The organism is Streptomyces sp. NPDC048590 (genome assembly GCF_043199535.1).
Lineage (GTDB): Bacteria > Actinomycetota > Actinomycetes > Streptomycetales > Streptomycetaceae > Streptomyces.
The window spans coordinates 278,956-302,060 of record NZ_JBICWC010000003.1 but is presented as its reverse complement, the minus strand read 5'-3'; the positions used below and the strand labels follow the sequence as shown (position 1 = coordinate 302,060).

The window sequence follows — 23,105 nt, the reverse complement described above, 5'->3', positions numbered from 1 at the left end:
CCCTACGGTTCGTCCAGCCAGTGGGCCCTGCCCAAGGTGACCAGGCGGAGCCGGCGTCGCGCCACGCGGACGACCTCCCGCTCCCCCTCCGGGCCGGCGTCCAGCAGCGCCGAGGCGGTGAGCACCATGTGGTCCACATACAGCCCGCCCAGCATCAGCAGGTCCTCCCGTTCCCAGCCCTCGGAGTCGGGCTCCGCGCCCAGGACCTCGGCGACCTCCTCCGCGAACGCGCGCAGCTGGGCGGCGATCGCCTCCCGTACCCGGCTCACCCCGCCGTGCTGCTCCCGGGCGATGAAGCGGAAGTGGCCCGGTTGCGCCGTCACGTGACGCGCTATCAGGCCGACGCTGCGGTCCAGGCGCTCCTCGCTGTCCCCGGTGTCGGCGAGGATCGCCCCGATCATCCCGTGCAGGCTCCCCAGGGTCTCCTCCACCAGGGCGACACCCAGATCGGCGGTGCCGTCGAAGTGCCGGTAGAAGGCGGTCGGGGTCACTCCCACGGCCCGCGTCACCTCGCGCAGGCCGAGGCTGCTCAGGCTCTGGTGCTCAAGCAGTTCCAGTGCCGCGTCGAGCAGTGCCTGGCGGGTCTTCAGCTTCTGGGCCTGGCGGACCCCGGTGGTGTGACTCATGCCATTCAGTAAACAACCGTTCTCCGAGTCGGGGAAGGCGGATCGGGTTTAGACTCAGAAGTCAGTGAACAGTCGTACTCTCAATCCTTGCGGAAAGGACCGGACATGTTCGTGCTCGTCGCCGCACTGCTCCTGCTGGGGGTCGTGCTCGGAGCGGTCGCACACCTTCCGCTCCCCGTCGCCCTGACCGCCGCCGCGGTGATAGGTCTCTGGCTGGCGGTCTTCGGCGCCCGTGAACGACTCGCCCGCCGCACCCGCTGAGGAAGGGGCCCATACCGTGGCACTCACCACCGCGCGCAACAGCCGTCCCGTCGAAACCCGGTCCGTCTCCGGCCCGGCGCGTCCCGCCCGCCCCCGGGCGGGTGGCAGGGAGGCCGACGGGCTCGCCGTCGCCTCGTTCGTCCTCGGGCTGATCGGCCTCCTGGTCATGAACATCCTGCTCGGGCCGGTCGCGATCGTCATGGCGCTGATCGCTCTGACCCGCTCCACCGCCCGCCGTGGCCGTGCGCTCCTCGGGCTGGCCCTGGGGGTCGCGGACCTCGTCGTCCTCGCCGCGCTCGTCACGGCGAACGGCACCGTCTCCTGGAGCCTCACGGGCTGAGGCGACCCGGCCCGCCTACCTCCGGACCGACCGCCAGATCTGCTCCGGCAGCAACCGTGCCGCTTCGTCGAGGTCGACGTCGTCGAAACCGGAGAGCGACCGGCGGGCGACGGCCACGACCGGACCGAGTACCAGGGACTCGATCAGCGGTGTCGGCAGCGGGGCCAGCTCCCCGGACTCCACATGGGGAAGGATCCAGCCCTCCATCTCCGAGACCCTGGCCTCCTGGGTGTCACGGACCTCCTTGCCCTGTGCCATCCCCTTGCGGTCGGCGAGCGGCGAGTGGAGCAGCAGGGCGGGGCCCGGATGTTCCTGGACGAAGGCCAGATACGCCCGCACGAGAGCCGTGATGCCCGCCTGCGCGGAGCCGGATGTGCTCAGCGCTGTGGCCAGATCCCCCAACAGGCGCCCCAGCCAGCGATGGCACACGGCGCCGACGAGGCCGTCGAGGCTGCCGAAGTGGTGGTAGAGGCTGCCCAGGCTGACACCGCTGGCCCTGACGACGGCGTTGACCGTGAGGCCCTGCTCGCCCGACTCGGTGAACACCCGCAGCGTGGCGTCCAGGAGCAGATCGGACGTGACCTCGCCGCGGTGCTGCTTGGGGCTCATCGCAAGGCCGTCCTGTGGTCCGTGAGGCGGGTCATCCGTCGTGAATTTCTGGAGTGACTTTCTAGAAGCCGCTTCCACATCCAGTATCCACTGGTCACACTTCCCGGGATACGTGCAGGCGGTAACGGGGAGACGTAGTGGGCGAGTTGGACCTGACAGGCAGTGGAGCCAAGCCGCTGCGGGCGGACGATCCACGGCAGATCGGCGGGATCCCGCTCGCCGGCCGGCTCGGCTCCGGCGGGATGGGGCGCGTGTACCTGGGTGTACACGAGGGCCGTTACGTCGCCGTCAAGCAGGTGCTTCCCGCGATCGCGGGGGAGGACCAGGACTTCGTCCGGCGCTTCGGGCACGAGCTGGACAACCTCTCCCGGCTCCCCGCGGAAGCCACCGCCCCGCTGATCGCCAGCGACCGGGACGCGAGCCCGCCATGGCTCGCCACCGCGTACGTCCCCGGCCTGACCCTGAACGAGGCGATCGGGCTGCACGAGGGACCGCTCCCCCCCGATGCCGTGTGGCTGCTGCTGCGTGAAGCCGCGAGGGGCCTGGTCCCGGTGCACGAACTCGGGATGGTGCACCGGGACCTCAAGCCCTCCAACATCATGCTGACGGTGGAGGGTGCCACCGTCATCGACTTCGGTGTGGCCCGGGCCGCCGAGCAGAGCCTGCTCACCATGAGCGGCATGGTCGTCGGCACCCCCGCGTACATGGCTCCGGAGCAGGCAACGACCAGGCGCGATCTGACCGGGGCCGCCGATGTCTTCGCCCTCGCCTCGGTCATCGCGTACGCGGCCGGCGGCAGGCCGCCGTTCGGTGAGGAGTCAGGTCCGGCCGTGCTCTACCGGATCGTCCACGAGGAGCCCGACCTCCGGGCGGTGCGAGAACTCGACCCCGAGCTCGCCGATCTCGTCGCCGCCTGTCTCGCCAAGGACGTGGAGGCCCGCCCGACGGCCTCCGAGCTGGTGCTGCGGGCCGCCGAACACGGTCCGTTCACGCCTCCCTTGTGGCCGGATTCCGTCACCGGCAGCCTCATGGAGAAGGCCGCCTTCGCCGCCCACGTCCAGAAGATCGAGCTGCCGCCGCCCGCGTCCATGGAGACGATGCGGCTGGGGCAGAAGGCCCGCCCGAAGCGTGAGCGACGGCGGCGCGCCTTCTTCGCCGTGGTGCCGGTCGTCATCGCGGTCGGCGGAGCCACCCTCGCCTTCCAGATTCTGCCGTACGCCTTCGAGGCCGACGACGGCCACGCGGCCGCCGGACCCTCGGTCTCGGCGAGCGCGGCGGTGGATCCCACCGCCTCTGGCTCGGGGTCTCCGAGTCCCTCCGGTTCGGCGAAGCCGGGGAAGTCCCCGACGGGTGCGGAGAAGAGCAAGGGCGCGGAGAAGGCAGGCGGCCGGACGGGCGAGTCGACCGCGCCGGTGCCGGGGGCGGGTGACACCGGGGGCGGATCCGGTGACGTGGGCGGATCCGACGGGGCCGGCGGTAGCGGAACGGAGGGATCTGCTTCGGGTGGCTCCAGTGGGTCCGGCGCCTCGGGGGGTTCCAGCGGGTCCAGCTCCTCGGGAGGTTCCAGCGGGTCCGGTACGGGGGGATCGACCACTCCCTCCGGGACCCGGACCTTCCGCAACGCCGGCAACGGTGAGTGTCTCGTCGGGGCCCAGTTCGTGTCCGCCTCCACCGGTGGGTGCGGTGGTGCGGGCGCCACGTGGACCGTGCGTCCGCTGTCGGACGGCTCCGGGGGATTCCAACTCGTCGAGAGGTCCGGGAAGAGCTGTCTGACGGCCAACATCATGAACGGGGGAACCCTGCAGCTCTCCTGCAACGAGAGTTCGTCGCGACGCTGGCGCGCCGGTTCCGGCGGCACGCTCGTGAGTGAGGACACCGGTGGTTGTCTCGACGCCGGCGGCTCCGCGGTGACGACCGCCCGCTGCTCGGGGGCGGCCTCCCAGCGGTGGACGACCGGCTGACCGGCCGGTGACCGTCCATGGGGACGGCCCCGGCGCGGCCGTCCCCACGGGCTCGTAGAATCGTCACCACCATGGCTTACCTCGACCACGCCGCGACCACGCCGATGCTCCCGGAGGCGATCGCGGCGATGACCGCGCAGCTCGCCGTCACCGGTAACGCGTCCTCCCTGCACGCTGCCGGGCGCCGGGCCCGCCGGACCGTCGAGGAGTCCAGAGAGACCCTCGCCGAGGCCCTCGGGGCGCGCCCCAGCGAGGTGGTCTTCACCTCCGGCGGCACCGAGGCCGACAACCTCGCGGTGAAGGGGCTCTACTGGGCCCGCCGCGACGCCGACCCCCGGCGCACCCGGGTCCTCGCCGGCCCCGTAGAGCACCACGCCGTGCTCGACGCCGTCGACTGGCTCGCCGAACACGAGGGCGCCACCGTCGAGTACCTCCCCGTCGACTCCTACGGGCGGGTGCATCCCGGGACACTGCGCGAGGCGATCGCCCGCGACCCGGACGACGTGGCCCTGGTCACCGTCATGTGGGCCAACAACGAGATCGGCACCATCATGCCGATATGCGAACTCGTCGAAGTGGCAAGCGAGTTCGGCATCCCCACGCACTCCGACGCCGTGCAGGCGTTCGGGCAGATCGAGGTCGACTTCGCCCGCTCCGGACTGGCGGCGATGACCGTCAGCGCGCACAAGATCGGCGGACCGGTCGGCATCGGCGCCCTGCTCCTCGGACGCGACCAGACCCCCGTACCCGTCCTCCACGGCGGCGGTCAGGAACGGCACGTGCGGTCCGGCACCCTCGACGTGCCGGCGGTGGCCGCGTTCGCCGTGGCCGCGCGGCACGCCGTCGACACCCGTGAGGAGTTCGCCGACCGCGTCGGCGCCCTCCGGGACGACCTGGTGGCCGCCGTGCTGAAGGCCGTCCCGGACGCCATCCTCGGCGGCGACCCGGCGCCCGGCGGGCGGCTGCCGGCCAACGCCCACTTCACCTTCCCCGGCTGCGAGGGCGACTCCCTCCTCCTGCTCCTCGACGCCCAGGGCATCGAGTGCTCCACCGGGTCCGCGTGCACCGCGGGCATCGCGCAGCCCAGCCATGTCCTGCTGGCGACCGGAACCGATCCCGCCCTGGCCCGTGGCACGCTGCGCTTCTCCCTCGGCCACACCTCGACCGCGCGCGACGTCGAGGAACTCGCCCGCGCGATCGGCCCCGCCGTCGAGCGGGCCAGGACCGCGGGGCTCAGCTAGCCCGCGCCCCTCCCGTGGACGCCGCGCGGACCAGCTTCATGTAGCGGGGCCAGTCCCAGTGCGGGCCCGGATCGGTGTGGTCGGTGCCGGGCACCTCGACGTGCCCGATGATGTGCTCGCGGTCCACGGGGATGCCGTACCGCCTGCATATCGAGGCCGTCAGCCTCGCGGACGACTCGTACATCTCGGTCGTGAGGTCCTGCGGCCGGTCGACGAAGCCCTCGTGCTCGATACCGACGCTGCGCTCGTTGAAGGCGCGGTTTCCCGCGTGGTACGCGACGTCGAGCTCGCGGATCATCTGGGTGACCCGGCCGTCCTGCCGCACGATGTAGTGCGTCGCGGCGCGGTGCGCCGGGTCCTGGAAGACCTTGACCGCGCTGGCGTAGCTGCCCTGGGTGACGTGGACGATCACCCGGTCCACGCCGTAGTCGTCGGGGCGGTCGGCACGGCGCCAGTTCCCCTCGGAGGCCGCGATCCAGCGCGCGGGGGTGTAGTCGAGCTCGCCGGTCTTCCTCGGCTTCTCCACACCGGGCACCCGCCACCAGGCACGCCGTATCTCGTCCGCGGCGAAGACCGCGGTGCCCGCCGCCGCCACTCCGCCACCGATGAGGAGCGAGCGCCGGCTGATGCCATGACCGGGGCTTTTGCCCGGCCCGCCGGCACTCCCGTTGTTTCCCATGTGCTCCTCAACGCTTATCGGCGAGCATTCCGTTCCCGGCGCCCCGTACTCTGGAGAAGCTATGACTGAGACCTCCCAGCGCCCCCTCCGCGTGCTCGCCGCCATGTCCGGCGGAGTCGACTCCGCCGTCGCGGCCGCCCGAGCCGCCGAGGCGGGGCACGACGTGACCGGTGTGCACCTCGCCCTCTCCGCGAACCCGCAGTCCTTCCGCACGGGCGCGCGTGGCTGTTGCACGATCGAGGACTCCCGGGACGCCCGCCGCGCGGCGGACGTCATCGGCATCCCCTTCTACGTCTGGGACCTCGCGGAACGCTTCCGTGAGGACGTCGTGGACGACTTCGTCGCGGAGTACGAGGCCGGGCGCACGCCCAACCCCTGTCTGCGGTGCAACGAGAAGATCAAGTTCGCCGCGCTGCTCGACAAGGCGCTGGCCCTCGGCTTCGACGCCGTCTGCACCGGTCACTACGCCACCGTCGTGCTGAACGAGGACGGCACCCGGGAGCTGCACCGGGCCTCCGACATGGCCAAGGACCAGAGCTATGTCCTGGGCGTCCTGGACGAGAAGCAGCTCGCCCACGCGATGTTCCCGCTCGGTGACACCCTCACCACCAAGGACGAGATCCGCGCCGAGGCCGAGCGCCGGGGCCTGGCGGTCGCCAAGAAGCCCGACAGCCACGACATCTGCTTCATCGCGGACGGCGACACCCAGGGCTTCCTGGCCTCCCGGCTCGGCGGCCCCGCGGAGGGTGACATCCTCGACGAGGCCGGGACCAAGGTCGGTACCCACGAGGGCGCCTTCGGCTTCACCATCGGCCAGCGCAAGGGCCTGCGCATCGGCCACCCCGCCCCCGACGGCAAGCCGCGCTACGTCCTGGACATCTCGCCGGTGAACAACACGGTCACGGTCGGTCCGGCCGAGGCCCTCGACGTCACCGCGCTCACCGCGATCAAGCCCCGCTGGTGCGGAACCGCCCCGTCCGGTCCGGGCACCTACACCGCGCAGCTGCGCGCCCACGGCGGAGAGACCGAGGTGACGGCGGAGCTCGCGGACGGAACTCTGACGGTCACCTTCACCGAGCCGGTACGGGGCGTCGCCCCGGGCCAGGCCGTAGTGCTGTACGACGGCAGCCGGGTGGTCGGCTCGGCCACGATCGCGGCGACGGTGCGCCGGGAGAAGGCCACCGCAAGCTGACGGGAGCCCGTCGGGCCGGGCCGCCCCCCTGCGGCGGCCCGGCCCGGTCTCGTGCCCCGTGGGGCCGCCGGGCCCTTCACGGGGCCGGTCAGGACGCGTTGCGCAGGATCCGGTCCCGGGAGAAGAAGTCCGCCAGTACCGGCGCCATCGCGTGCGGGGCGAGCTCGCTCGTCTGACCGGTCAGGGTGCGGTGCCGGGCCCGGGGGACACCCGCCGCGACATCGAGGGTGGCTTCCTGGACCTCGGGGGCGCTGAAGCCGCCGGTGACCACCAGCGTGCGGGACCGCACCGCCGAGAGCCTGCCGGCCGGGACCGAACCGTCGCCCAGCAGCGCGTCGTCGTACGCCAGGGTGTGCGCGAGTGCCTCCAGACCGTCCCAGAGCGGCGCCCGCCGCATCCGGGCGATTGTCGCCTCCGGGACCCCGGACCGCGACAGATGCAGTCCGACCGCTCCGCCCCGGTCGCCGTCCGCCAGCAGCCGGTGCAGCAGCGCCGTGCCGCGCGCCTTGTGCAGGAGCCCGGTGGGGCCCGGGGTGTACGGCGGTTCGTAGACCGCGAGAAGGTCGGCGGGCAGACCCGCGGCGCAGGCCTCCAGCGCCAGGGCGCCGCCCGAGCGCATGCCGAACACCGAGACGTGTTCCCCCGCCGCCGCCACGACCGCCGCCAGGTCCTCGATCTCCCGGCGGGGCGTGTACGGCCCGCTGTCCCCGCTGGCACCTCGGCCCCGGCGGTCGTAGGTGACGACCGTGAAGCGCGGGGCGAGCAGGGCGGCCAGCGGGGCCTCGTCCGCCGCGGTGCTCAGAGCCCCGCCGACCAGCACGACCGGCGGCCCGTCACCGCGGCGGCGGTACGCGATCGACGTGCCGTCGCGGGAGAGAGTCTTGTCCATGTGAGGGTGGACCGGCGCGTCCGCGAAAACTCATCGCCCGTCCCGGAGAATATTTCTGACGCTCAGTCCGGGACCACCTCCGTGGCATAGAAACAGAAGTGGTCCTTGATCGCGGCGACTTGCTCCTTGGGCTCCTGATAAGCCCATACGAGGTCCTCGGCTCCGGGCACCGACCAGTACGAGGCGTCCCCCTTGAACGGGCAGTGCGTGCTCGTGTCCGAGGTGGTCAGCAGATCGGTCCTCACGTCCTCGGGCGGCAGGTAGTAGCGATCGGGGCAGCCCGTCTCGCGCAGCACCAGCGGGCGCCGGCTCTCGGCGAGCACCTGCCCCTCGTACGCGGCACGTACATGCACTTCCTCAGGTCCGACGGTGATGGTGTGTCCTGTGGTCGAGGTCATACGGGGTTCAGCGGCCCCGGAGCCCGGTTTCTTCCCCGGGAGCCGGAAGGGCCTCGCGCGGCCCGTACGGTGGACGGCATGAACATCTGCGTCTTCCTCTCCGCCGCCGACCTCGACGACCGCTACACCGGACCCGCCCGCGAATTCGCCGAACTGCTGGGCAGGGGCGGACACACCCTGGTCTGGGGAGGGTCGGAAAGCGGCCTGATGAAGGTCGTCGCCGACGGGGTGCAGGAGTCCGGCGGCCGGCTCGTCGGGGTCTCGGTGGACTTCCTGGCAGCAAAGGCGAGGACGAACGCGGACGAGATGGTGATCGCCAAGGACCTGGCCGAGCGGAAGGCCCTGCTCCTGGAGAAGTCCGACGCGATCGTGATCATGGTGGGTGGCACCGGCACGCTCGACGAGGCCACGGAGATCCTGGAGCTCAAGAAGCACGGCAAGCACACCAAGCCCGTCGTCCTGCTCAACACCGCCGGCTTCTACGACGGACTGCGCCAGCAGTTCCAGCGCATGGAGGACGAGGGCTTCCTGCCCGTCCCGCTCACGGAACTGGTCTTCTTCGCCAAGGACGGCGTCGGCGCGCTCGCCTACCTGGAGGAGTCGGCCGGCCTGCGGTGACGGCGGCGACGCGGGGCGACGGCGCGGACCTGCGGTGATCACGGCGCTCCCGGTGATGCGAGCATGAGGGCATGCCTACTCATCTCATCACCGGTGCCGGATCCGGGATCGGCGCAGCCGTCGCCCGCCGCCTCCACGAGCGCGGCGACGATCTCGTCCTGCTCGCCAGGGACGCCGGACGCGCCAAGGAACTGGCCGCGCTCCACCCCGGCGCCCGCACCCTCGTCGGCGACCTCGGCAACCCCGACCGGCTCTCCTGGGCGTTCGGCCAGCAGACCATGCCGGACCGTCTCGACTCGCTGCTGCACATCGCCGGCGTCGTCGAACTCGGCGCCGTCGGCGACCTCACCCCCAAGGCCTGGCACTACCAGCTCAACGCCAACCTGGTCTCCCCGGCAGAGCTGACCCGCCTGCTCCTGCCGCAGCTCCGCGTCACCCACGGCCACGTCGTCTTCGTCAACTCCGGCGCAGGGCTCGCCGCCCACGCCGAATGGGGCGCGTACGCCGCGAGCAAGCACGGGCTGAAGGCGCTCGCCGACTCGCTGCGCCACGAGGAGCACGGAAACGGCGTCAGGGTCACCTCCGTCTACCCGGGCCGCACCGCCAGCCCGATGCAGGCCAAGGTCCACCAGCAGGAGGGCAAGGAGTACGACGCCTCGCGCTGGATCGACCCGGAATCGGTGGCCACCACCATCCTGCTCGCCCTCGACCTGCCCAGGGACGCCGAGATCAACGACCTGACGGTCCGCCCCGGCCGCTGATCTCCCGTGCGGCGGGGTGCCCGTAGGCTTTCCGCGTGAGCGAGAAGAGCGGGTTCAGCGCGAGTGCGACCGGGATCGGATCCATGCCCGGGGGTGACGCCAGGGAAGCGGCGAAAACCGTCACCGGGTCCTTCGCCGACGGCCAGGGCATGCCCTACCTGGCGGAGCTGCCCGCGCGCGGTCCCGGCGCGGACATGATCGGGCGCACCGTCGGCCTGCTGGTCGAGATGTACGGCCATGTCGAGCCCAGCGGCTGGCGGATCAGCGACCGGCCCGGACGTGACACCCGCCGGGCCCGCTCCTGGCTCGGTGAGGACCTCGACGCGCTGGAGGAGTTCACCCAGGGGTACGAAGGACTGCTCAAGGTGCAGGCCGTCGGCCCCTGGACGCTGGCGACCGCCCTGGAGCTGCGCGGTGGCGAGGCCATGCTCAGCGACCCCGGAGCCTGCCGTGACCTGGCGGGCTCGCTGGCCGACGGGCTGCGGACGCACCTCGCCGAGGTGCGCCGCAGGGTCCCCGGCGCCGAGATCGTCCTCCAGCTCGACGAGCCCTCACTGACCGCCGTCCTGCGAGGGCGGGTCAGGTCGGCCAGCGGCTACCGCACCTACCGCGCGGTGGACCGCCAGATCGTCGAAGCAACGCTGCGCGACGTCCTCGCGGTGCACGGCACGGCACCGACGGCCGTCCACTCGTGCGCCCCCGAGGTGCCGTTCGCGCTGCTGCGACGCGCCGGTGCCGGTGCGGTCTCCTTCGACTTCTCCCTGCTCACCGAGCGTGAGGAGGAGGCGATCGGGGAAGCCGTCGAAGCCGGCACCCGGCTTTTCCTCGGCGTGGTCCCCGGCCTCGACGCCGCCTCGACCGCATTGTCGGACCCGGGCGGTAGCGTCAAGGGGGTCAGGACGTTGTGGAGCAGGCTGGGGCTGAATCCGGGGACTCTCAGCGAGTCCGTCGTGATCACTCCTTCCTGCGGGCTGGCGGGAGCGTCACCCGCGTACGCGCGCGCCGCGCTCGCCCACTGCGCCAGGGCGGCGAAGTCGCTCGCAGACAACCCTGAGTAACGGGCAGTGGGTCAACGGGAGGAACGGACGATGGCCGGCGAACAGCAGGCGCAGCAGCTCACCGGAGTACCGGCGGAGGTGCGTGAACGGCACGCGCTCCTCGCCGAGCAGATCGAGGAGCACCGCTTCCGGTACTACGTGAAGGACCAGCCGGTCATCGACGACGCCGAGTTCGACCGGCAGATGCGCGCGCTGGAGTCCATCGAGGCCGAGCACCCGGAGCTGCGTACGCCGGATTCGCCGACGCAGAAGGTCGCGGGCCCCTACACCACGGAATTCACCTCCGTGGAGCACCGCGAGCGCCTGCTCTCCCTGGACAACGCCTTCGACGACCTGGAGCTCGCCGCCTGGGCCGAGCGGGTGGCCAGGGAGGTGGGCGGAGGCGGATACCACTTCCTGTGCGAGCTCAAGGTGGACGGCCTCGCCGTCAACCTCACGTACGAGAACGGCAGGCTCACCCGCGCGGCGACCCGGGGCGACGGCCGGGTCGGCGAGGACATCACCCCCAACGTCCGCACGATCGCCGAGATCCCGCACCGGCTCAAGGGTGACCGGGTGCCCGCGCTGGTCGAGATCCGCGGCGAGGTCTTCTTCCCGATGGAGGCCTTCGAAGGGCTCAACGCCCGCCTGGTGGAGGCCGGCGACAAGCCGTTCGCCAACCCGCGCAACGCGGCGGCCGGATCGCTGCGCCAGAAGGACCCGAAGGTGACGGCCACCCGGCCCCTCCACATGGTGGTGCACGGCATCGGAGCCCGTGAGGGCTTCGACATCGACCGCCTCTCCCAGGCATACGACCTGCTCAGGGAGTGGGGCCTGCCGACCGCCCGGCACAACAGGGTGGTCCGGACCCTTGAGGAAGTGCGGGAGTTCATCGCCCACTTCGGGGAGAACCGTCAGTCCGTCGAGCACGAGATCGACGGCGTGGTCGTCAAGCTCGACGAGATCCCCCTCCAGGGCAGACTCGGCTCCACCTCCCGGGCGCCCCGCTGGGCGATCGCCTGGAAGTACGCCCCCCAGGAGGTCAACACCAAGCTGGTCAACATCCGGGTAGGCGTCGGGCGCACCGGCAGGGTCACCCCCTACGCCCAGGTCGAGCCCGTCGAAGTGGCGGGATCCGAGGTCGAGTTCGCCACCCTGCACAACCAGAACGTCGTGAAGGCCAAGGGGGTCCTCATCGGCGACACCGTGGTGCTGCGCAAGGCGGGAGACGTCATCCCGGAGATCCTCGGCCCGGTCGTGGACCTGCGCGACGGCGGCGAGCGGGAGTTCGTCATGCCGTCCGAGTGCCCCGAGTGCGGGACCGCTCTGCGCCCCATGAAGGAGGGCGACATCGACCTCCGCTGCCCCAACGCCCGCTCCTGTCCCGCACAGTTGCGGGAGCGGCTGGCGTACCTCGCCGGCCGCAAGTGCCTGGACATCGACCACTTCGGATACGTGGCGGCCGCCGCCCTGACCAAGCCGCTGGAGCCCGCCGAGCCGCCGCTGGTGGACGAGGGGGATCTCTTCGGGCTGACGGTGGAGCAGCTCCTGCCCATCCGGGCCTATGTCCTGGACACGGACAGCGGGCTGCCCAAGCGCGACCCGAAGACCGGCGAGGAGAAGATCGCGACCGTCTTCGCGAACCAGCAGGGCGAACCCAGGAAGAACGCCGTCGCCATGCTGGAGGGCATCGCCGCCGCCCGGCAGGCCCCGCTGGCCCGGATCCTCGCCGGGCTGTCGATCCGTCACGTGGGGCCGGTGGCCGCCGTGGAGCTCGCCCGCCAGTTCAGGTCGATCGACCGGATCGACGAGGCGACGGAGGAGGAGCTGGCGGCGGCCGACGGGGTCGGCCCCATCATCGCCGCCTCGGTCAAGCAGTGGTTCGCCGAGGACTGGCACCGCGAGATCCTGCGCAAGTGGCGTGAGGCCGGGGTCCGGATGGAGGACGAGGGCGCGGGTGAGGAGGAGGGCCCGCGGCCGCTGGAGGGGCTCACCGTGGTGGTGACCGGCACCCTGGCCACGCACACCAGGGACGGTGCCAAGGAGGCACTCCAGAGCCGCGGCGCCAAGGTGACGGGATCCGTCTCGAAGAAGACCTCCTTCGTGGTGGTGGGCGACAACCCGGGCTCCAAGTACGACAAGGCCATGCAGCTGAAGGTGCCGGTCCTGGACGAGGACGGCTTCGCGGTGCTCCTGGCGCAGGGGCCGGAAGCGGCCAGGGAGGCCGCTGTTCCCGCCGAAGCCTGATCGAGGCGCGATCGAGACACCTGACGGAGCGTGGGACCGCGCGTGGGCGGGGAGACAAGCGGACGGGAGCGTCCGCTCCGGAGCGGCAGCCATCACCCGTTCGGCTCATATCAGGCCGGGAGGGGCGTCGGGTCCGCAATCGGGCAAGACCTGCGGAGCGCCGCCCGCGACGGCCCTCGGCGGCCTACTGTTGAACGAGCACCTGCCGTGCCCGGCCGCGTCGTGGGATTCGGGCCGTGGTGGCATGGGAGCGGGGGCCACAGTGGACCATCGGCACCGCCGGCTGTGAGAGGGACGGAATGGAACCGACCGAGAGAGCCGCACCGGTGTCGCGGCTGCAAGGTTTCGCGGGCCACACGTCGTCACTGGGCGCCGTCGTCGTGGCGGTCGCCGTCGTCGTGCTCGCGACCGGATTCCAGCGGACGGTCGCGGGCGGACACGCGCTCTTCCCCGCCGGCACGGCCGGCTGGTCGCTCGCCCTGCTCACCGGAGTCATCGTGGGCCACCTGGTGGCCCTCGGCCGTGACCGCTGGTGGGGCGGCACCGGATCCGGCGCCGCACTCACCCTCGCCGTCCTGCTGCTCTACGGCTGGGTGCCCGCCGGACTGGTCAGCCTCGTCGTCGTGGTCCTCGTGGGCACCGCCCGGCGCCACCGGTGGTGGCAAGGGCTCCTGCACGGCGCGGTGGACATACTCGGTATCGGGGCCGCCGCCCTCGTCCTGGCGGCCTTCGGTGACGTACCGACCGTCGAGACACCCTGGCGGCCCCTGGGGTGGGAGGTCGACGCCGTACCCGAGGTGCTGCTCGCCGCAGGCGCCTACCTCCTGGTCACCCGATTCCTGCTCTGGTCCACCAAGGTCTCCCAGACCGGCGGCTCGCTCCCCACGATGGAGCGCACCGCGCTGCTCCGCCAAGGCCTCGTCGCCGTCGCGCTGCTCGGCATCGCGCCGCTGATCTGCGTCGTGGCGTCCGCGATGCCCGTGCTCCTGCCGCTCTTCGCCATCCCGCTGATCGCGCTGGACTCCGCACTCTGGATCGCCCGCGCGCGAGCCGAGGAACAACTGCGCGATCCGCTGACCGGCCTGCCCAACCGTCAGTGGCTCCTGGAGCGGACCTGGACGGAGCTCGAGGAGGCCGACGCCACCGGCGCGCGGACCGGGCTCGTCCTCATCGACCTCGACCGCTTCCGCGCCGTCAACGACACCCTCGGACACCTCGCCGGTGACCGCCTCCTGCTCCAGATCGCGGAGCGGCTGCGGCTGGCGTTGCCGCGCGGGGCGGAGGCCGCGCGGCTCGGCGGCGACGAGTTCGCCGTACTGCTGCCGGCCGCCGACTCCATCACCAGTGTCCAGCGCATCGCCCGCCACCTGGTCGCCGCGCTCTCCTCACCCCTCGATCTCGACGGACTCACGCTCGTGCTGGAGGCGAGCGCGGGCGTCGCCGTCCACCCCGACCACGCCCAGGACGCCGAAGGACTGCTCAGACGGGCCGACGTGGCGATGTACCAGGCCAAGCGGGACCGCACGGGTGTGGAGGTGTACGAGTCGAAGCGGGACAGCAACACCCCCGACCGGCTCGGTCTGCTCGGCGATCTGCGCCGCGCCCTGGACGCCCAGGAGGTCGAACTCCACTACCAGCCCAAGGTCCGCTTCGACGGACAGGTCGCAGGACTCGAGGCGCTCGTACGCTGGGTCCACCCGGAGCGCGGCCGGGTCCCCCCGGACGAGTTCATCGCCATCGCCGAGTCCTCCGGTCTGATGCCCCATCTCACCGAGTACGTCCTGGAGACGGCTCTGGCGCAGGTCGCCCGGTGGCGGGCACAGGGGCTGTTCGTCCCGGTGGCGGTCAACGTCTCGCCGCGCGACGTCCACACTCCGGGGTTCGCCGGAAGCGTCGCCGCCCGGCTGGCCCGGCACGGTGTCCCCGCCGGGGCGCTGCAGCTGGAGATAACCGAGCACGTCCTGCTGGAGGATCCGCAGCGCGCGGCCGACACCCTGGCCGGACTGACGGGACACGGGGTGAAGATGTCCCTCGACGACTTCGGTACCGGCTACTCCTCCCTCGTCCATCTGCGGAAGCTCCCGGTCAGCGAGCTCAAGATCGACCGGTCGTTCGTCGCGCGGCTGGCCGTGGACAACGAGGACGCGGAGATCGTCCGCTGCACCATCGACCTGGCCCACTCGCTCGGACTCGTCGTCGTCGCCGAGGGGGTCGAGGACGACGAGACCTGGGAGCGGCTGCGGGACCTGCGCTGCGACGCCGTGCAGGGGTGGCTCGTCGCCGCGGCGATGCCGCCCCAGGAGACGACCGCCTGGCTGCGGGCCCGGGACGAGCACGGCTGGCGGCGGCCCGCGGACCGGGAGCCCGCCGCCGGTCCGCAGGCGGCGGCCGAGCCGGCGCCGAGGTCCGCCGGCGCCCTGAACCCCGGACCGGCCACGGCCTGAGGGCTCGGCGGGGCCTGCGACGGCTCCGCAACGGCCCGCCCCGGCCCGTTTTGTGCTCAATCGCGGGCCGGGCTCGGTCCGCGCGCCGCGGGCGTGCCCGCAGACCCCATAGGATTGGGGGCTGGCGGCCCGTTTCCACCGGCCCCAGCCAAAACCACACACCAACCCCTGAGGATCGCTGCATGCCTGGCATCACGCGCGAGGAGGTCGCCCACCTCGCCCGGCTGGCGCGTCTGGAGCTGAAGGGCGAAGAGCTCGAGCACTTCGCCGGTCAGCTCGACGACATCATCGGCGCGGTCGCCCGCGTCTCCGAGGTCGCCGACCAAGACGTACCGCCGACCTCCCACCCGCTGCCGCTGACCAACGTCATGCGCGCGGACGAGGTCCGTCCGTCGCTCACCCCCGAGCAGGCGCTCTCCGGCGCCCCGGCCCAGGAGCAGCAGCGTTTCAAGGTGCCGCAGATCCTGGGGGAGGACTAACAGCCATGACGGACATCAGCACCATCATCAAGCTCACCGCGGCCGAGATCGCCGCGAAGATCGCCTCCGGCGAGCTGACGGCCGTCGAGGTCACCGAGGCCCACCTGGCCCGGATCGAGGCCGTCGACGAGAAGGTCCACGCCTTCCTGCACGTCGACCGCGAGGGCGCGCTGGCGCAGGCCCGCGCCGTCGACGCCAAGCGCGCGGCGGGCGAGAAGCTGGGCCCGCTGGCCGGCGTCCCGCTCGCGCTCAAGGACATCTTCACCACGCAGGACATGCCGACCACCGTCGGCTCGAAGATCCTCGAGGGCTGGGTCCCGCCGTACGACGCGACCCTCACGAAGAAGCTGCGGGCGGCCGACGTGGTCATCCTCGGGAAGACCAACATGGACGAGTTCGCCATGGGGTCCTCCACCGAGAACAGCGCGTACGGCCCGACCGGCAACCCCTGGGACCTCACCCGTATCCCGGGCGGCTCCGGCGGGGGCTCCGCGGCCGCGCTGGCGTCCTTCGAGGCCCCGCTCGCCATCGGCACGGACACCGGCGGATCCATCCGGCAGCCGGCCGCCGTCACCGGCACCGTCGGCGTCAAGCCGACCTACGGCGGTGTCTCCCGCTTCGGCATGGTCGCGTTCTCGTCCTCCCTCGACCAGGGCGGCCCCTGTGCCCGTACGGTCCTGGACGCGGCGCTGCTCCACGAGGCGATCGGCGGGCACGACCCGATGGACTCGACCTCGATCGACGCGCCGGTCCCGCCGGTCGTCGAGGCGGCGCGCAACGGCTCCGTGCAGGGCATGCGCGTCGGTGTCGTCAAGCAGTTCGCGGGCGAGGGCTACCAGGCGGGTGTCGTCCAGCGCTTCAACGAGTCGGTCGAGCTGCTGAAGTCCCTCGGCGCCACGGTCGTCGAGCTGGACTGCCCGTCCTTCGACCTCGCTCTTTCGGCCTACTACCTGATCGCGCCGTCCGAGTGCTCCTCGAACCTCGCGCGCTTCGACGCCATGCGCTACGGCCTGCGGGTCGGGGACGACGGCACGCGCTCCGCCGAGGACGTCACCGCCCTCACCCGCGAGGCCGGCTTCGGCGACGAGGTCAAGCGCCGCATCATCCTCGGTACGTACGCGCTCAGCTCCGGCTACTACGACGCGTACTACGGCTCGGCCCAGAAGGTCCGTACGCTGATCACCCAGGACTTCGAGAAGGCGTTCGAGCAGGTGGACGTCATCGTCTCGCCGACGACACCCACCACCGCCTTCCCGATCGGCGAGCGCGCCGACGACCCGATGGCGATGTACCTCGCGGACCTGTGCACCATTCCGACCAACCTGGCCGGAAACTCCGCCATGTCGCTGCCGTGCGGTCTGGCGCCCGAGGACGGCCTGCCGGTCGGGCTGCAGATCATCGCCCCCGCGATGAAGGACGACCGGCTGTACAAGGTCGGAGCCGCCGTCGAGGCCGCCTTCGTGGAAAAGTGGGGGCATTCGCTGCTTGAGGAGGCTCCGTCGCTATGAGTGCAATGGCTAAGAAGGCCAAGAACTTCAAGAAGTCCAAGACCGGCGCGTACGTGTCGATGGGTACCACCGCCTTCGGTGCGCTCAGCGTCTACAAGCAGGTGAAGATGGCCCGCTCGGACAACGACACACTGCGGCTGATCGACGCCGCCGTATCCGCCGCCGCGATCGTGACCGGACTCGCGATCCTCTACCGCGAGCTCAAGCGTCTCGGCGACGACGACGTCCTGCTGGGCTGAGAGGGAAAGTTTCAGTGACTGTCATCGACCTGGAGTCGTACGAGGACGCCCTCGCGACGTACGACCCCGTCATGGGCCTCGAGGTCCATGTGGAGCTCGGCACCAAGACCAAGATGTTCTGCGGCTGCTCGACCGAGCTCAAGCAGGACGCGAACTCGCAGACCTGCCCGGTCTGCCTCGGGCTGCCGGGCGCGCTTCCGGTCGTCAACGAGATCGGTGTCGAGTCCGCCATCAAGATCGGGCTCGCGCTGAACTGCGAGATCGCCGAGTGGTGCCGCTTCGCCCGGAAGAACTACTTCTATCCGGACATGCCGAAGAACTTCCAGACCTCGCAGTACGACGAGCCGATCGCCTACAACGGCTATCTGGACGTCCAGCTGGAGGACGGCGAGGTCTTCCGCGTGCAGATCGAGCGCGCGCACATGGAGGAGGACACCGGCAAGTCGACGCACGTCGGCGGGGCCACCGGCCGTATCCACGGCGCCTCCCACTCGCTGCTCGACTACAACCGCGCGGGCATCCCGCTCATCGAGATCGTCACCAAGCCGATCGAGGGTGCCGGAGCACGGGCCCCCGAGGTCGCCAAGGCGTACGTCGCCGAGCTCCGCGAGCTCATCAAGGCGCTCGGTGTCTCGGAGGCCCGGATGGAGATGGGCCAGATGCGCTGCGACGTCAACCTGTCGCTGCGCCCCAACGGCACCGAGACCTTCGGTACGCGCTCGGAGACGAAGAACGTCAACTCGCTGCGTTCCGTCGAGCGCGCGGCCCGCTTCGAGATCCAGCGCCACGCCGCGGTGCTGAACTCCGGCGGGACGATCGTGCAGGAGACCCGGCACTTCCACGAGGAGGACGGCTCCACCACGGCCGGCCGCATCAAGGACAACGCCGAGGACTACCGCTACTTCCCCGAGCCGGACCTGGTGCCGGTCGCCCCTTCCCGCGACTGGGTCGAGGAGCTCCGCAAGGGGCTTCCCGAGATGCCCCGGCTGCGCCGGCAGAGGCTGAAGGAGGAGTGGGGCGTCGGTGAGCACGACATGCAGTCCATCCTCAACGCGGGCGCGGTCGACCTGATCGTCGCCACGACGGACGCCGGTGCCCCCTCCGACCAGGCCCGTAAGTGGTGGATGGGCGAGCTCGCCCGGAACGCCAACGAGACCGGCCGCAGCCTGGACGAGCTCCCCGTCACCCCGGCGCAGGTCGCCCGGGTGGCCGAGCTCGTCGCCTCGGGCGACCTCAACGACAAGCTGGCCCGCCAGGTCCTCGAGGGTGTCCTCGCGGGCGAGGGCGACCCGGACACCGTCGTCGAGAAGCGTGGGCTGAAGGTCGTCTCGGACGAGGGCGCGCTGTCCACGGCCGTCGACGAGGCCATCGCGGCCAACGCGGCGATCGCCGACAAGATCCGTGGCGGCAAGGTCGCCGCGGCCGGTGCGCTGGTCGGGGCGGTCATGAAGGCCACCCGCGGCCAGGCGGACGCCGCGCGCGTGCGCGAGCTGATCCTGGAGAAGCTCGGCGTCGAGGGCTGAGCCCTCTCGCCCCAGGGGCGGCGTACCCGTTGCCGGGTGCGCCGCCCTCTCACGTGTGTGACCCTGCACACGAATCGGACCCAGGAGAGCCCACGGCTGTCAGAGTGGCTGTTCCCCGTTCATGTGAGCTTTTACCCGAGTTGTCATGTCAACTCAGGACAAGTCTCCACGAACCATCAGGAGCACGTCCGTTGGCCGCCCTCGCACGCTGGTGTCTCCGGCACCGCCTCGCCACCCTGCTCATCTGGCTCTGCGCCCTCGGGGGCGTGGCCGCCGCCGCGGGGGTCACGGGTTCCGCGTACTCCGACGACTACGAGGTGCCCGGCACCGAGTCAGGACGCGCGGGCGAACTGCTCGAAGCCGGGTTCGAGGACCTCGGCGGCGACGCGGCCACGGTCGTCTGGCACACACCGGGCTCCACGGTCCGGGACCCCGGTGTCGAGCGGACGATGACCCGGACGCTCCACGAGATCGCCGCACTGCCCGGAGTCGGTGACGTCTCCGGCCCGTACGGGGAAGGGGCCCGGGCCCAGGAGCGGATCAGCGCGGACGGGCGTACCGCCTACGCCACGGTCACCTTTCACGATCGTGCGGCGGACATCCCGCCCGGGCAGGTGCGGGCCCTGGCCGACACCGCGCGGGACGCCGCGGGCGACGGGCTGCGGGTCGAGCTCGGCGGCACCGCGGTCGCGCCGGCCGAAGCGCCCTCGGGTCATCTGAGCGAGGTGGCCGGTGTGGCCGTCGCAGCGGTCGTCCTCTTCCTGGCCTTCGGCTCGCTCGCCGCCTCCCTGCTGCCCGTCGCCACCGCGCTCGTCTCCGTCGGTACCGCCTACGCGGCGATCGTGCTGCTCGGGCACGTCATGAACGTCGCCGACTTCGCGCCGATGCTGGGCACGCTCGTCGGGCTGGGGGTCGGCATCGACTACGCCCTCTTCATCGTCACCCGGCACCGCGGCGGGCTGCGGCGAGGGCTGTCCGTGGACGAGGCGGCGCGCGAGGCCGTCGCGACGACCGGGCGCGCCGTGGTCTTCGCCGGAGCCACCGTCTGCGTCGCCCTGCTCGGCATGCTCGTCCTCCGTCTCGGCTTCCTCGACGGTGTCGCCGTCGCCGCCTCCCTCACGGTCGTGCTGACCGTCGCCGCCTCCGTGACCCTGCTGCCCGCCCTGCTCTCCTTCATCGGCATGCGCGCCCTCGGCCGGCGCGAACGCGTCCGGCCGGCCGTGCACGGCCCGCGCGGGGAGCACACCCCTGGTCTCGCCGCCCGCTGGTCCGCCTTCGTCGAGCGCCGCCCCCGACTGCTGGGTCTCGCTGCCGCCGCCCTTATGGCGGTGCTGGCGGTCCCCACCCTCTCGCTGCACCTGGGCACCTCCGACCAGGGCAACGATCCCGCCTCCGCGACCACCCGGCAGGCCTACGACCTGCTGGCCGACGGGTTCGGCCCCGGCGTGAACGGCCCGCTGACCGTCGCGGCGCACCTGGACGGGGCCGACGACCAGCTCGCCATGGGAGGGCTCCCGGCGGTGCTGCGGAACACCGAGGGCGTCGCCTCGGTCAGCCCGGTGACGTACAACGGCAGCGGTGACACGGCGTTCGTGACCGTCGTCCCCACGTCCTCCCCACAGTCCCGCGAAACCAGCGAACTCGTCGACCGGCTGCGCGAGGACGTGCTGCCGCAGGTGGGGGACACCACCTCGCTCCGGCTCCACGTGGGCGGGGTGACGGCGGGCTACGACGACTTCGCGGAGGTCATCGTCGGCAAGCTGCCGCTGTTCGTCGCCGTGGTCGTCGGACTCGGATGCCTGCTCCTGCTGCTGGCGTTCCGCTCGCTCGCCGTCCCGCTGAAGGCCGCCGTGATGAACGTGGCGGCGGTGGCGGCGTCCTTCGGCGTCGTCGTCGCGGTCTTCCAGTGGGGCTGGGGGAGCGAACCGCTGGGGCTCGGCAGCGCCGGCCCCGTCGAGCCCTTCCTGCCGGTGATCATGGTGTCGGTGCTCTTCGGTCTGTCCATGGACTACCAGGTCTTCCTCGTCGGCAGGATGTACGAGGAGTGGCTCCGGACGGGGGACAACCGCCGGTCGGTGCGGGTCGGTCTGGCCGAGACCGGACGGGTGATCAACTCGGCCGCGGTGATCATGATCTCCGTCTTCCTCGCGTTCGTCCTGAGCGGCGACCGCGTCATCGCGATGTTCGGCATCGGGCTGGCCGCCGCGGTCGCACTCGACGCCTTCGTGCTGCGCACCCTGCTGGTCCCCGCCCTGATGCACCTGCTCGGAGGAGCGAACTGGTGGCTGCCCGCCCGGCTGGACCGGCTGCTTCCCCGCCTCAGCATCGAGCCACCTGACTCCGCCGTGGGGCGTGCGAAGATTCCCGTCGAGGGCGCGGACGAACCGGGCCGGCAGGCCGCGGGCGTGCGCTGAGACGTTCTGTACAGGGGAGGACCGCTGTGTTCACGGTGTCACTGGGAGACGACGGCGCGGAGCTGTGTCCGCTGGAGCCGTGGCAGGCGGAGGAGTTCCTGGCCCACATGGACCGGGCGCGCGACCTGGTCGACCCCTGGATCCCGTTCGCGGGCCGTGCCACGGACATCCCCTCGGCGACCGCGCTGCTCCAGAGTTACGCGGACAAGCAGGCCGCGGACACCGGCCGGATCTACGGCATCCGGCTGGACGGCACGCTGGTCGGCGGCGTCCTCTTCCGGATCTTCGACGCGGAGACGGGCAACTGCGAGATCGGCTGCTGGCTGGAGGCCGCGGCCGAGGGACGGGGCCTGGTGACCCGGGCGGCGACGAAGCTCATCGACTGGGCCGTCGACGTGCGCGGAGTGCACCGGGTGGAGTGGATGGCGTCCTCCGCCAACACGCGCAGCGTGGCGGTGGCTGAGCGCCTGGGAATGACCAGGGAGGGAGTCCTGCGCCAGGCCTATCCGTACCGTGGCGTACGCCACGACGAGGAGATCTGGGCCGTCCTGGCCCCCGAATGGCGCAGCCGGCGGGGCTGAGGAGCCCGGTGTTAAGGAGGCTCTCATACGGGCCCCCTAGCGTGCGGCGCATGAACACCACCCCCTCCACCCCGACCACCGACGACACCGATGAGAAGAAGGCGACGGATTCCACGGTCGCCGCACCGGACGTGACGAAGAAGGCCGGCGCGGCGGAGGACGCCATCCCGGACGGCGTCGCTCCGGGAGTGACCGCCACGGACGTGACCGAGATGGACGTGGCCGCGACCGACGCGGCCGCCGAGGACGGCGTGCACGCGGGTACGGAGCCCGACCTCCTCGCCGAGGCCGAGGAGACCGCCACCGCGGGGACCGGAGCCGGAACGGGAGCCGCCGCCGTCGTGTCCGCCGGACTCGGCATCGTCTCGCTCTCCGGCGCGTGGACCGGCCGCGTGGCCGCGGAACGCGAGACCCTCCTGGGACAGATCAAGACCTCCCAGGGCGGCAGCGCGGCCCAGCAGATCTCCGAGATCTACGGCGACGCCTGGCACACCACCGCCTTCGTCAACGGGCTCTTCGCCCTGCTGGCACTGCTCGTAGGAGTCTTCGTCCTGGTCCGGCCCGCGTTCGGCACCCCCTCGCTCCTCCCGCAGGCAGGCTGGATCCGCTCGGTCGCCTGGGCGGGCATCGCTCTCGGCGTGCTCGGCCTGCTGATCTCCGTAGGCATGTACCTGGACCTCTTCGTCGCCCTGCCCTCCGCCGCCGGAGGCTGAGGCGGGGCTGAGGCCCTGACCCGGATGTCCTAAGGCATCCGGCGGGCCGTCTAAGGCACCCCCACCCGCACAAGATGCGGCACTCGCCCGATGTGGCGGGACCCCCTGGGAAACGAGAGTGGGGGCACGGCAGAAAGCCGTGCCCCCACCATCCGTTTCAGGGAGAACACCGTGTACGAGTACGAACTCCACCAGATCGCCGTCGCCGAGCTGATCCGCAGGGCGGACGAACAGCGTGCCGTCCGCCGGGCCGTGCTCGCCGCCCGCGCAGCCCGCCGGTCAGGGCAGGACGACACCGAGGGGCGGGTGGGACGGAACAGAAGCTGGTTCGCACGGGCCGCGTGA

23 protein-coding genes are annotated in these 23,105 nt (G+C 71.6%); 18 read left to right on the top strand and 5 right to left on the bottom strand.

The features are described from left to right. Positions 1 to 2 precede the first annotated feature (2 nt). Positions 3 to 626, bottom strand: a complete 624-nt coding sequence (locus tag ACGFNN_RS09635) for a TetR family transcriptional regulator (RefSeq protein WP_393554376.1) — start codon at positions 624 to 626, stop codon at positions 3 to 5. Positions 627 to 731: 105 nt separating this feature from the next. Between ACGFNN_RS09635 and ACGFNN_RS09630 the strand changes: the two genes are divergently transcribed. Both ACGFNN_RS09630 and ACGFNN_RS09625 read left to right on the top strand, forming a co-directional pair. Then, on the top strand, positions 732 to 887 hold the full coding sequence (locus tag ACGFNN_RS09630) for a hypothetical protein (RefSeq protein WP_362541951.1): 156 nt from the start codon (positions 732 to 734) through the stop codon (positions 885 to 887). Between the two features lie 16 nt (positions 888 to 903). Continuing rightward, positions 904 to 1,227 carry a DUF4190 domain-containing protein gene (locus tag ACGFNN_RS09625; RefSeq protein WP_393554374.1) on the top strand — a complete coding sequence of 108 codons (324 nt, stop codon included), beginning with the start codon at positions 904 to 906 and terminating at the stop codon, positions 1,225 to 1,227. A gap of 15 nt (positions 1,228 to 1,242) precedes the next feature. On the opposite strand, the gene ACGFNN_RS09620 is transcribed toward ACGFNN_RS09625, so the two are convergent. Next, positions 1,243 to 1,836, bottom strand: coding sequence for a TetR/AcrR family transcriptional regulator (locus ACGFNN_RS09620; RefSeq protein ID WP_362663711.1), 594 nt, complete (start codon positions 1,834 to 1,836; stop codon positions 1,243 to 1,245). Between the two features lie 137 nt (positions 1,837 to 1,973). Here ACGFNN_RS09620 and ACGFNN_RS09615 point away from each other — a divergent pair, with 137 nt between their 5' ends. Further along, on the top strand, positions 1,974 to 3,797 hold the full coding sequence (locus ACGFNN_RS09615) for a protein kinase (RefSeq protein WP_393554372.1): 1,824 nt from the start codon (positions 1,974 to 1,976) through the stop codon (positions 3,795 to 3,797). 71 nt (positions 3,798 to 3,868) lie between these two features. Beyond that, positions 3,869 to 5,038, top strand: coding sequence for a cysteine desulfurase family protein (locus ACGFNN_RS09610; protein WP_393554370.1), 1,170 nt, complete (start codon positions 3,869 to 3,871; stop codon positions 5,036 to 5,038). Here ACGFNN_RS09610 and ACGFNN_RS09605 read toward each other — a convergent pair. Continuing rightward, the gene (locus ACGFNN_RS09605) at positions 5,031 to 5,717 is read right to left on the bottom strand and encodes an N-acetylmuramoyl-L-alanine amidase (RefSeq protein ID WP_393554368.1); all 687 of its coding nucleotides are present in this window, start codon (positions 5,715 to 5,717) and stop codon (positions 5,031 to 5,033) included. The two genes, ACGFNN_RS09610 and ACGFNN_RS09605, sit on opposite strands and share 8 nt — an antisense overlap. Before the next feature lie 61 nt (positions 5,718 to 5,778). Here ACGFNN_RS09605 and mnmA point away from each other — a divergent pair, with 61 nt between their 5' ends. Beyond that, positions 5,779 to 6,909, top strand: a complete 1,131-nt coding sequence (gene mnmA, locus ACGFNN_RS09600; protein ID WP_393554366.1) for a tRNA 2-thiouridine(34) synthase MnmA — start codon at positions 5,779 to 5,781, stop codon at positions 6,907 to 6,909. Positions 6,910 to 6,997: 88 nt separating this feature from the next. On the opposite strand, the gene ACGFNN_RS09595 is transcribed toward mnmA, so the two are convergent. Continuing rightward, positions 6,998 to 7,798 carry an alpha/beta fold hydrolase gene (locus ACGFNN_RS09595; RefSeq protein WP_393554364.1) on the bottom strand — a complete coding sequence of 267 codons (801 nt, stop codon included), beginning with the start codon at positions 7,796 to 7,798 and terminating at the stop codon, positions 6,998 to 7,000. A gap of 62 nt (positions 7,799 to 7,860) precedes the next feature. Then, positions 7,861 to 8,196, bottom strand: a complete 336-nt coding sequence (locus tag ACGFNN_RS09590) for a DUF427 domain-containing protein (RefSeq protein ID WP_393554362.1) — start codon at positions 8,194 to 8,196, stop codon at positions 7,861 to 7,863. A 78-nt stretch (positions 8,197 to 8,274) separates the two neighbouring features. Here ACGFNN_RS09590 and ACGFNN_RS09585 point away from each other — a divergent pair, with 78 nt between their 5' ends. The 13 genes from ACGFNN_RS09585 to ACGFNN_RS09525 all read left to right on the top strand — a co-directional run bounded on the left by ACGFNN_RS09585 (position 8,275) and on the right by ACGFNN_RS09525 (position 23,105). Next, positions 8,275 to 8,814 carry a TIGR00730 family Rossman fold protein gene (locus ACGFNN_RS09585; protein ID WP_362541923.1) on the top strand — a complete coding sequence of 180 codons (540 nt, stop codon included), beginning with the start codon at positions 8,275 to 8,277 and terminating at the stop codon, positions 8,812 to 8,814. Between the two features lie 71 nt (positions 8,815 to 8,885). After that, positions 8,886 to 9,575 (top strand): SDR family oxidoreductase, encoded by a 690-nt coding sequence (locus ACGFNN_RS09580; RefSeq protein WP_393554360.1) that lies wholly within the window; start codon positions 8,886 to 8,888, stop codon positions 9,573 to 9,575. A gap of 35 nt (positions 9,576 to 9,610) precedes the next feature. Further along, positions 9,611 to 10,633, top strand: coding sequence for a methionine synthase (locus tag ACGFNN_RS09575; protein WP_393554358.1), 1,023 nt, complete (start codon positions 9,611 to 9,613; stop codon positions 10,631 to 10,633). Between the two features lie 30 nt (positions 10,634 to 10,663). Further along, positions 10,664 to 12,859 (top strand): NAD-dependent DNA ligase LigA, encoded by a 2,196-nt coding sequence (gene ligA, locus ACGFNN_RS09570; RefSeq protein WP_393554356.1) that lies wholly within the window; start codon positions 10,664 to 10,666, stop codon positions 12,857 to 12,859. A 299-nt stretch (positions 12,860 to 13,158) separates the two neighbouring features. Next, complete coding sequence (locus tag ACGFNN_RS09565) at positions 13,159 to 15,303, top strand: putative bifunctional diguanylate cyclase/phosphodiesterase (RefSeq protein ID WP_393554354.1); 2,145 nt, start codon at positions 13,159 to 13,161, stop codon at positions 15,301 to 15,303. 182 nt (positions 15,304 to 15,485) lie between these two features. Continuing rightward, complete coding sequence (gene gatC, locus ACGFNN_RS09560) at positions 15,486 to 15,782, top strand: Asp-tRNA(Asn)/Glu-tRNA(Gln) amidotransferase subunit GatC (protein WP_014153935.1); 297 nt, start codon at positions 15,486 to 15,488, stop codon at positions 15,780 to 15,782. Between the two features lie 5 nt (positions 15,783 to 15,787). Then, positions 15,788 to 17,290, top strand: coding sequence for an Asp-tRNA(Asn)/Glu-tRNA(Gln) amidotransferase subunit GatA (gatA, locus tag ACGFNN_RS09555; protein WP_393554352.1), 1,503 nt, complete (start codon positions 15,788 to 15,790; stop codon positions 17,288 to 17,290). Next, entirely contained in the window at positions 17,287 to 17,529 is a 243-nt protein-coding gene (locus ACGFNN_RS09550; RefSeq protein ID WP_073745482.1) for a hypothetical protein, read from the top strand. The genes gatA and ACGFNN_RS09550 overlap by 4 nt, the downstream gene beginning before the upstream one ends. Before the next feature lie 14 nt (positions 17,530 to 17,543). Beyond that, on the top strand, positions 17,544 to 19,052 hold the full coding sequence (gene gatB / locus ACGFNN_RS09545) for an Asp-tRNA(Asn)/Glu-tRNA(Gln) amidotransferase subunit GatB (protein WP_362663688.1): 1,509 nt from the start codon (positions 17,544 to 17,546) through the stop codon (positions 19,050 to 19,052). A gap of 191 nt (positions 19,053 to 19,243) precedes the next feature. Further along, positions 19,244 to 21,466 carry an MMPL family transporter gene (locus tag ACGFNN_RS09540; protein WP_393554349.1) on the top strand — a complete coding sequence of 741 codons (2,223 nt, stop codon included), beginning with the start codon at positions 19,244 to 19,246 and terminating at the stop codon, positions 21,464 to 21,466. A gap of 26 nt (positions 21,467 to 21,492) precedes the next feature. Next, positions 21,493 to 22,047 (top strand): GNAT family N-acetyltransferase, encoded by a 555-nt coding sequence (locus ACGFNN_RS09535; protein ID WP_393554347.1) that lies wholly within the window; start codon positions 21,493 to 21,495, stop codon positions 22,045 to 22,047. A 50-nt stretch (positions 22,048 to 22,097) separates the two neighbouring features. Continuing rightward, positions 22,098 to 22,760 carry a hypothetical protein gene (locus ACGFNN_RS09530; protein WP_393554345.1) on the top strand — a complete coding sequence of 221 codons (663 nt, stop codon included), beginning with the start codon at positions 22,098 to 22,100 and terminating at the stop codon, positions 22,758 to 22,760. A 171-nt stretch (positions 22,761 to 22,931) separates the two neighbouring features. After that, positions 22,932 to 23,105 (top strand): hypothetical protein, encoded by a 174-nt coding sequence (locus tag ACGFNN_RS09525; RefSeq protein WP_393554343.1) that lies wholly within the window; start codon positions 22,932 to 22,934, stop codon positions 23,103 to 23,105.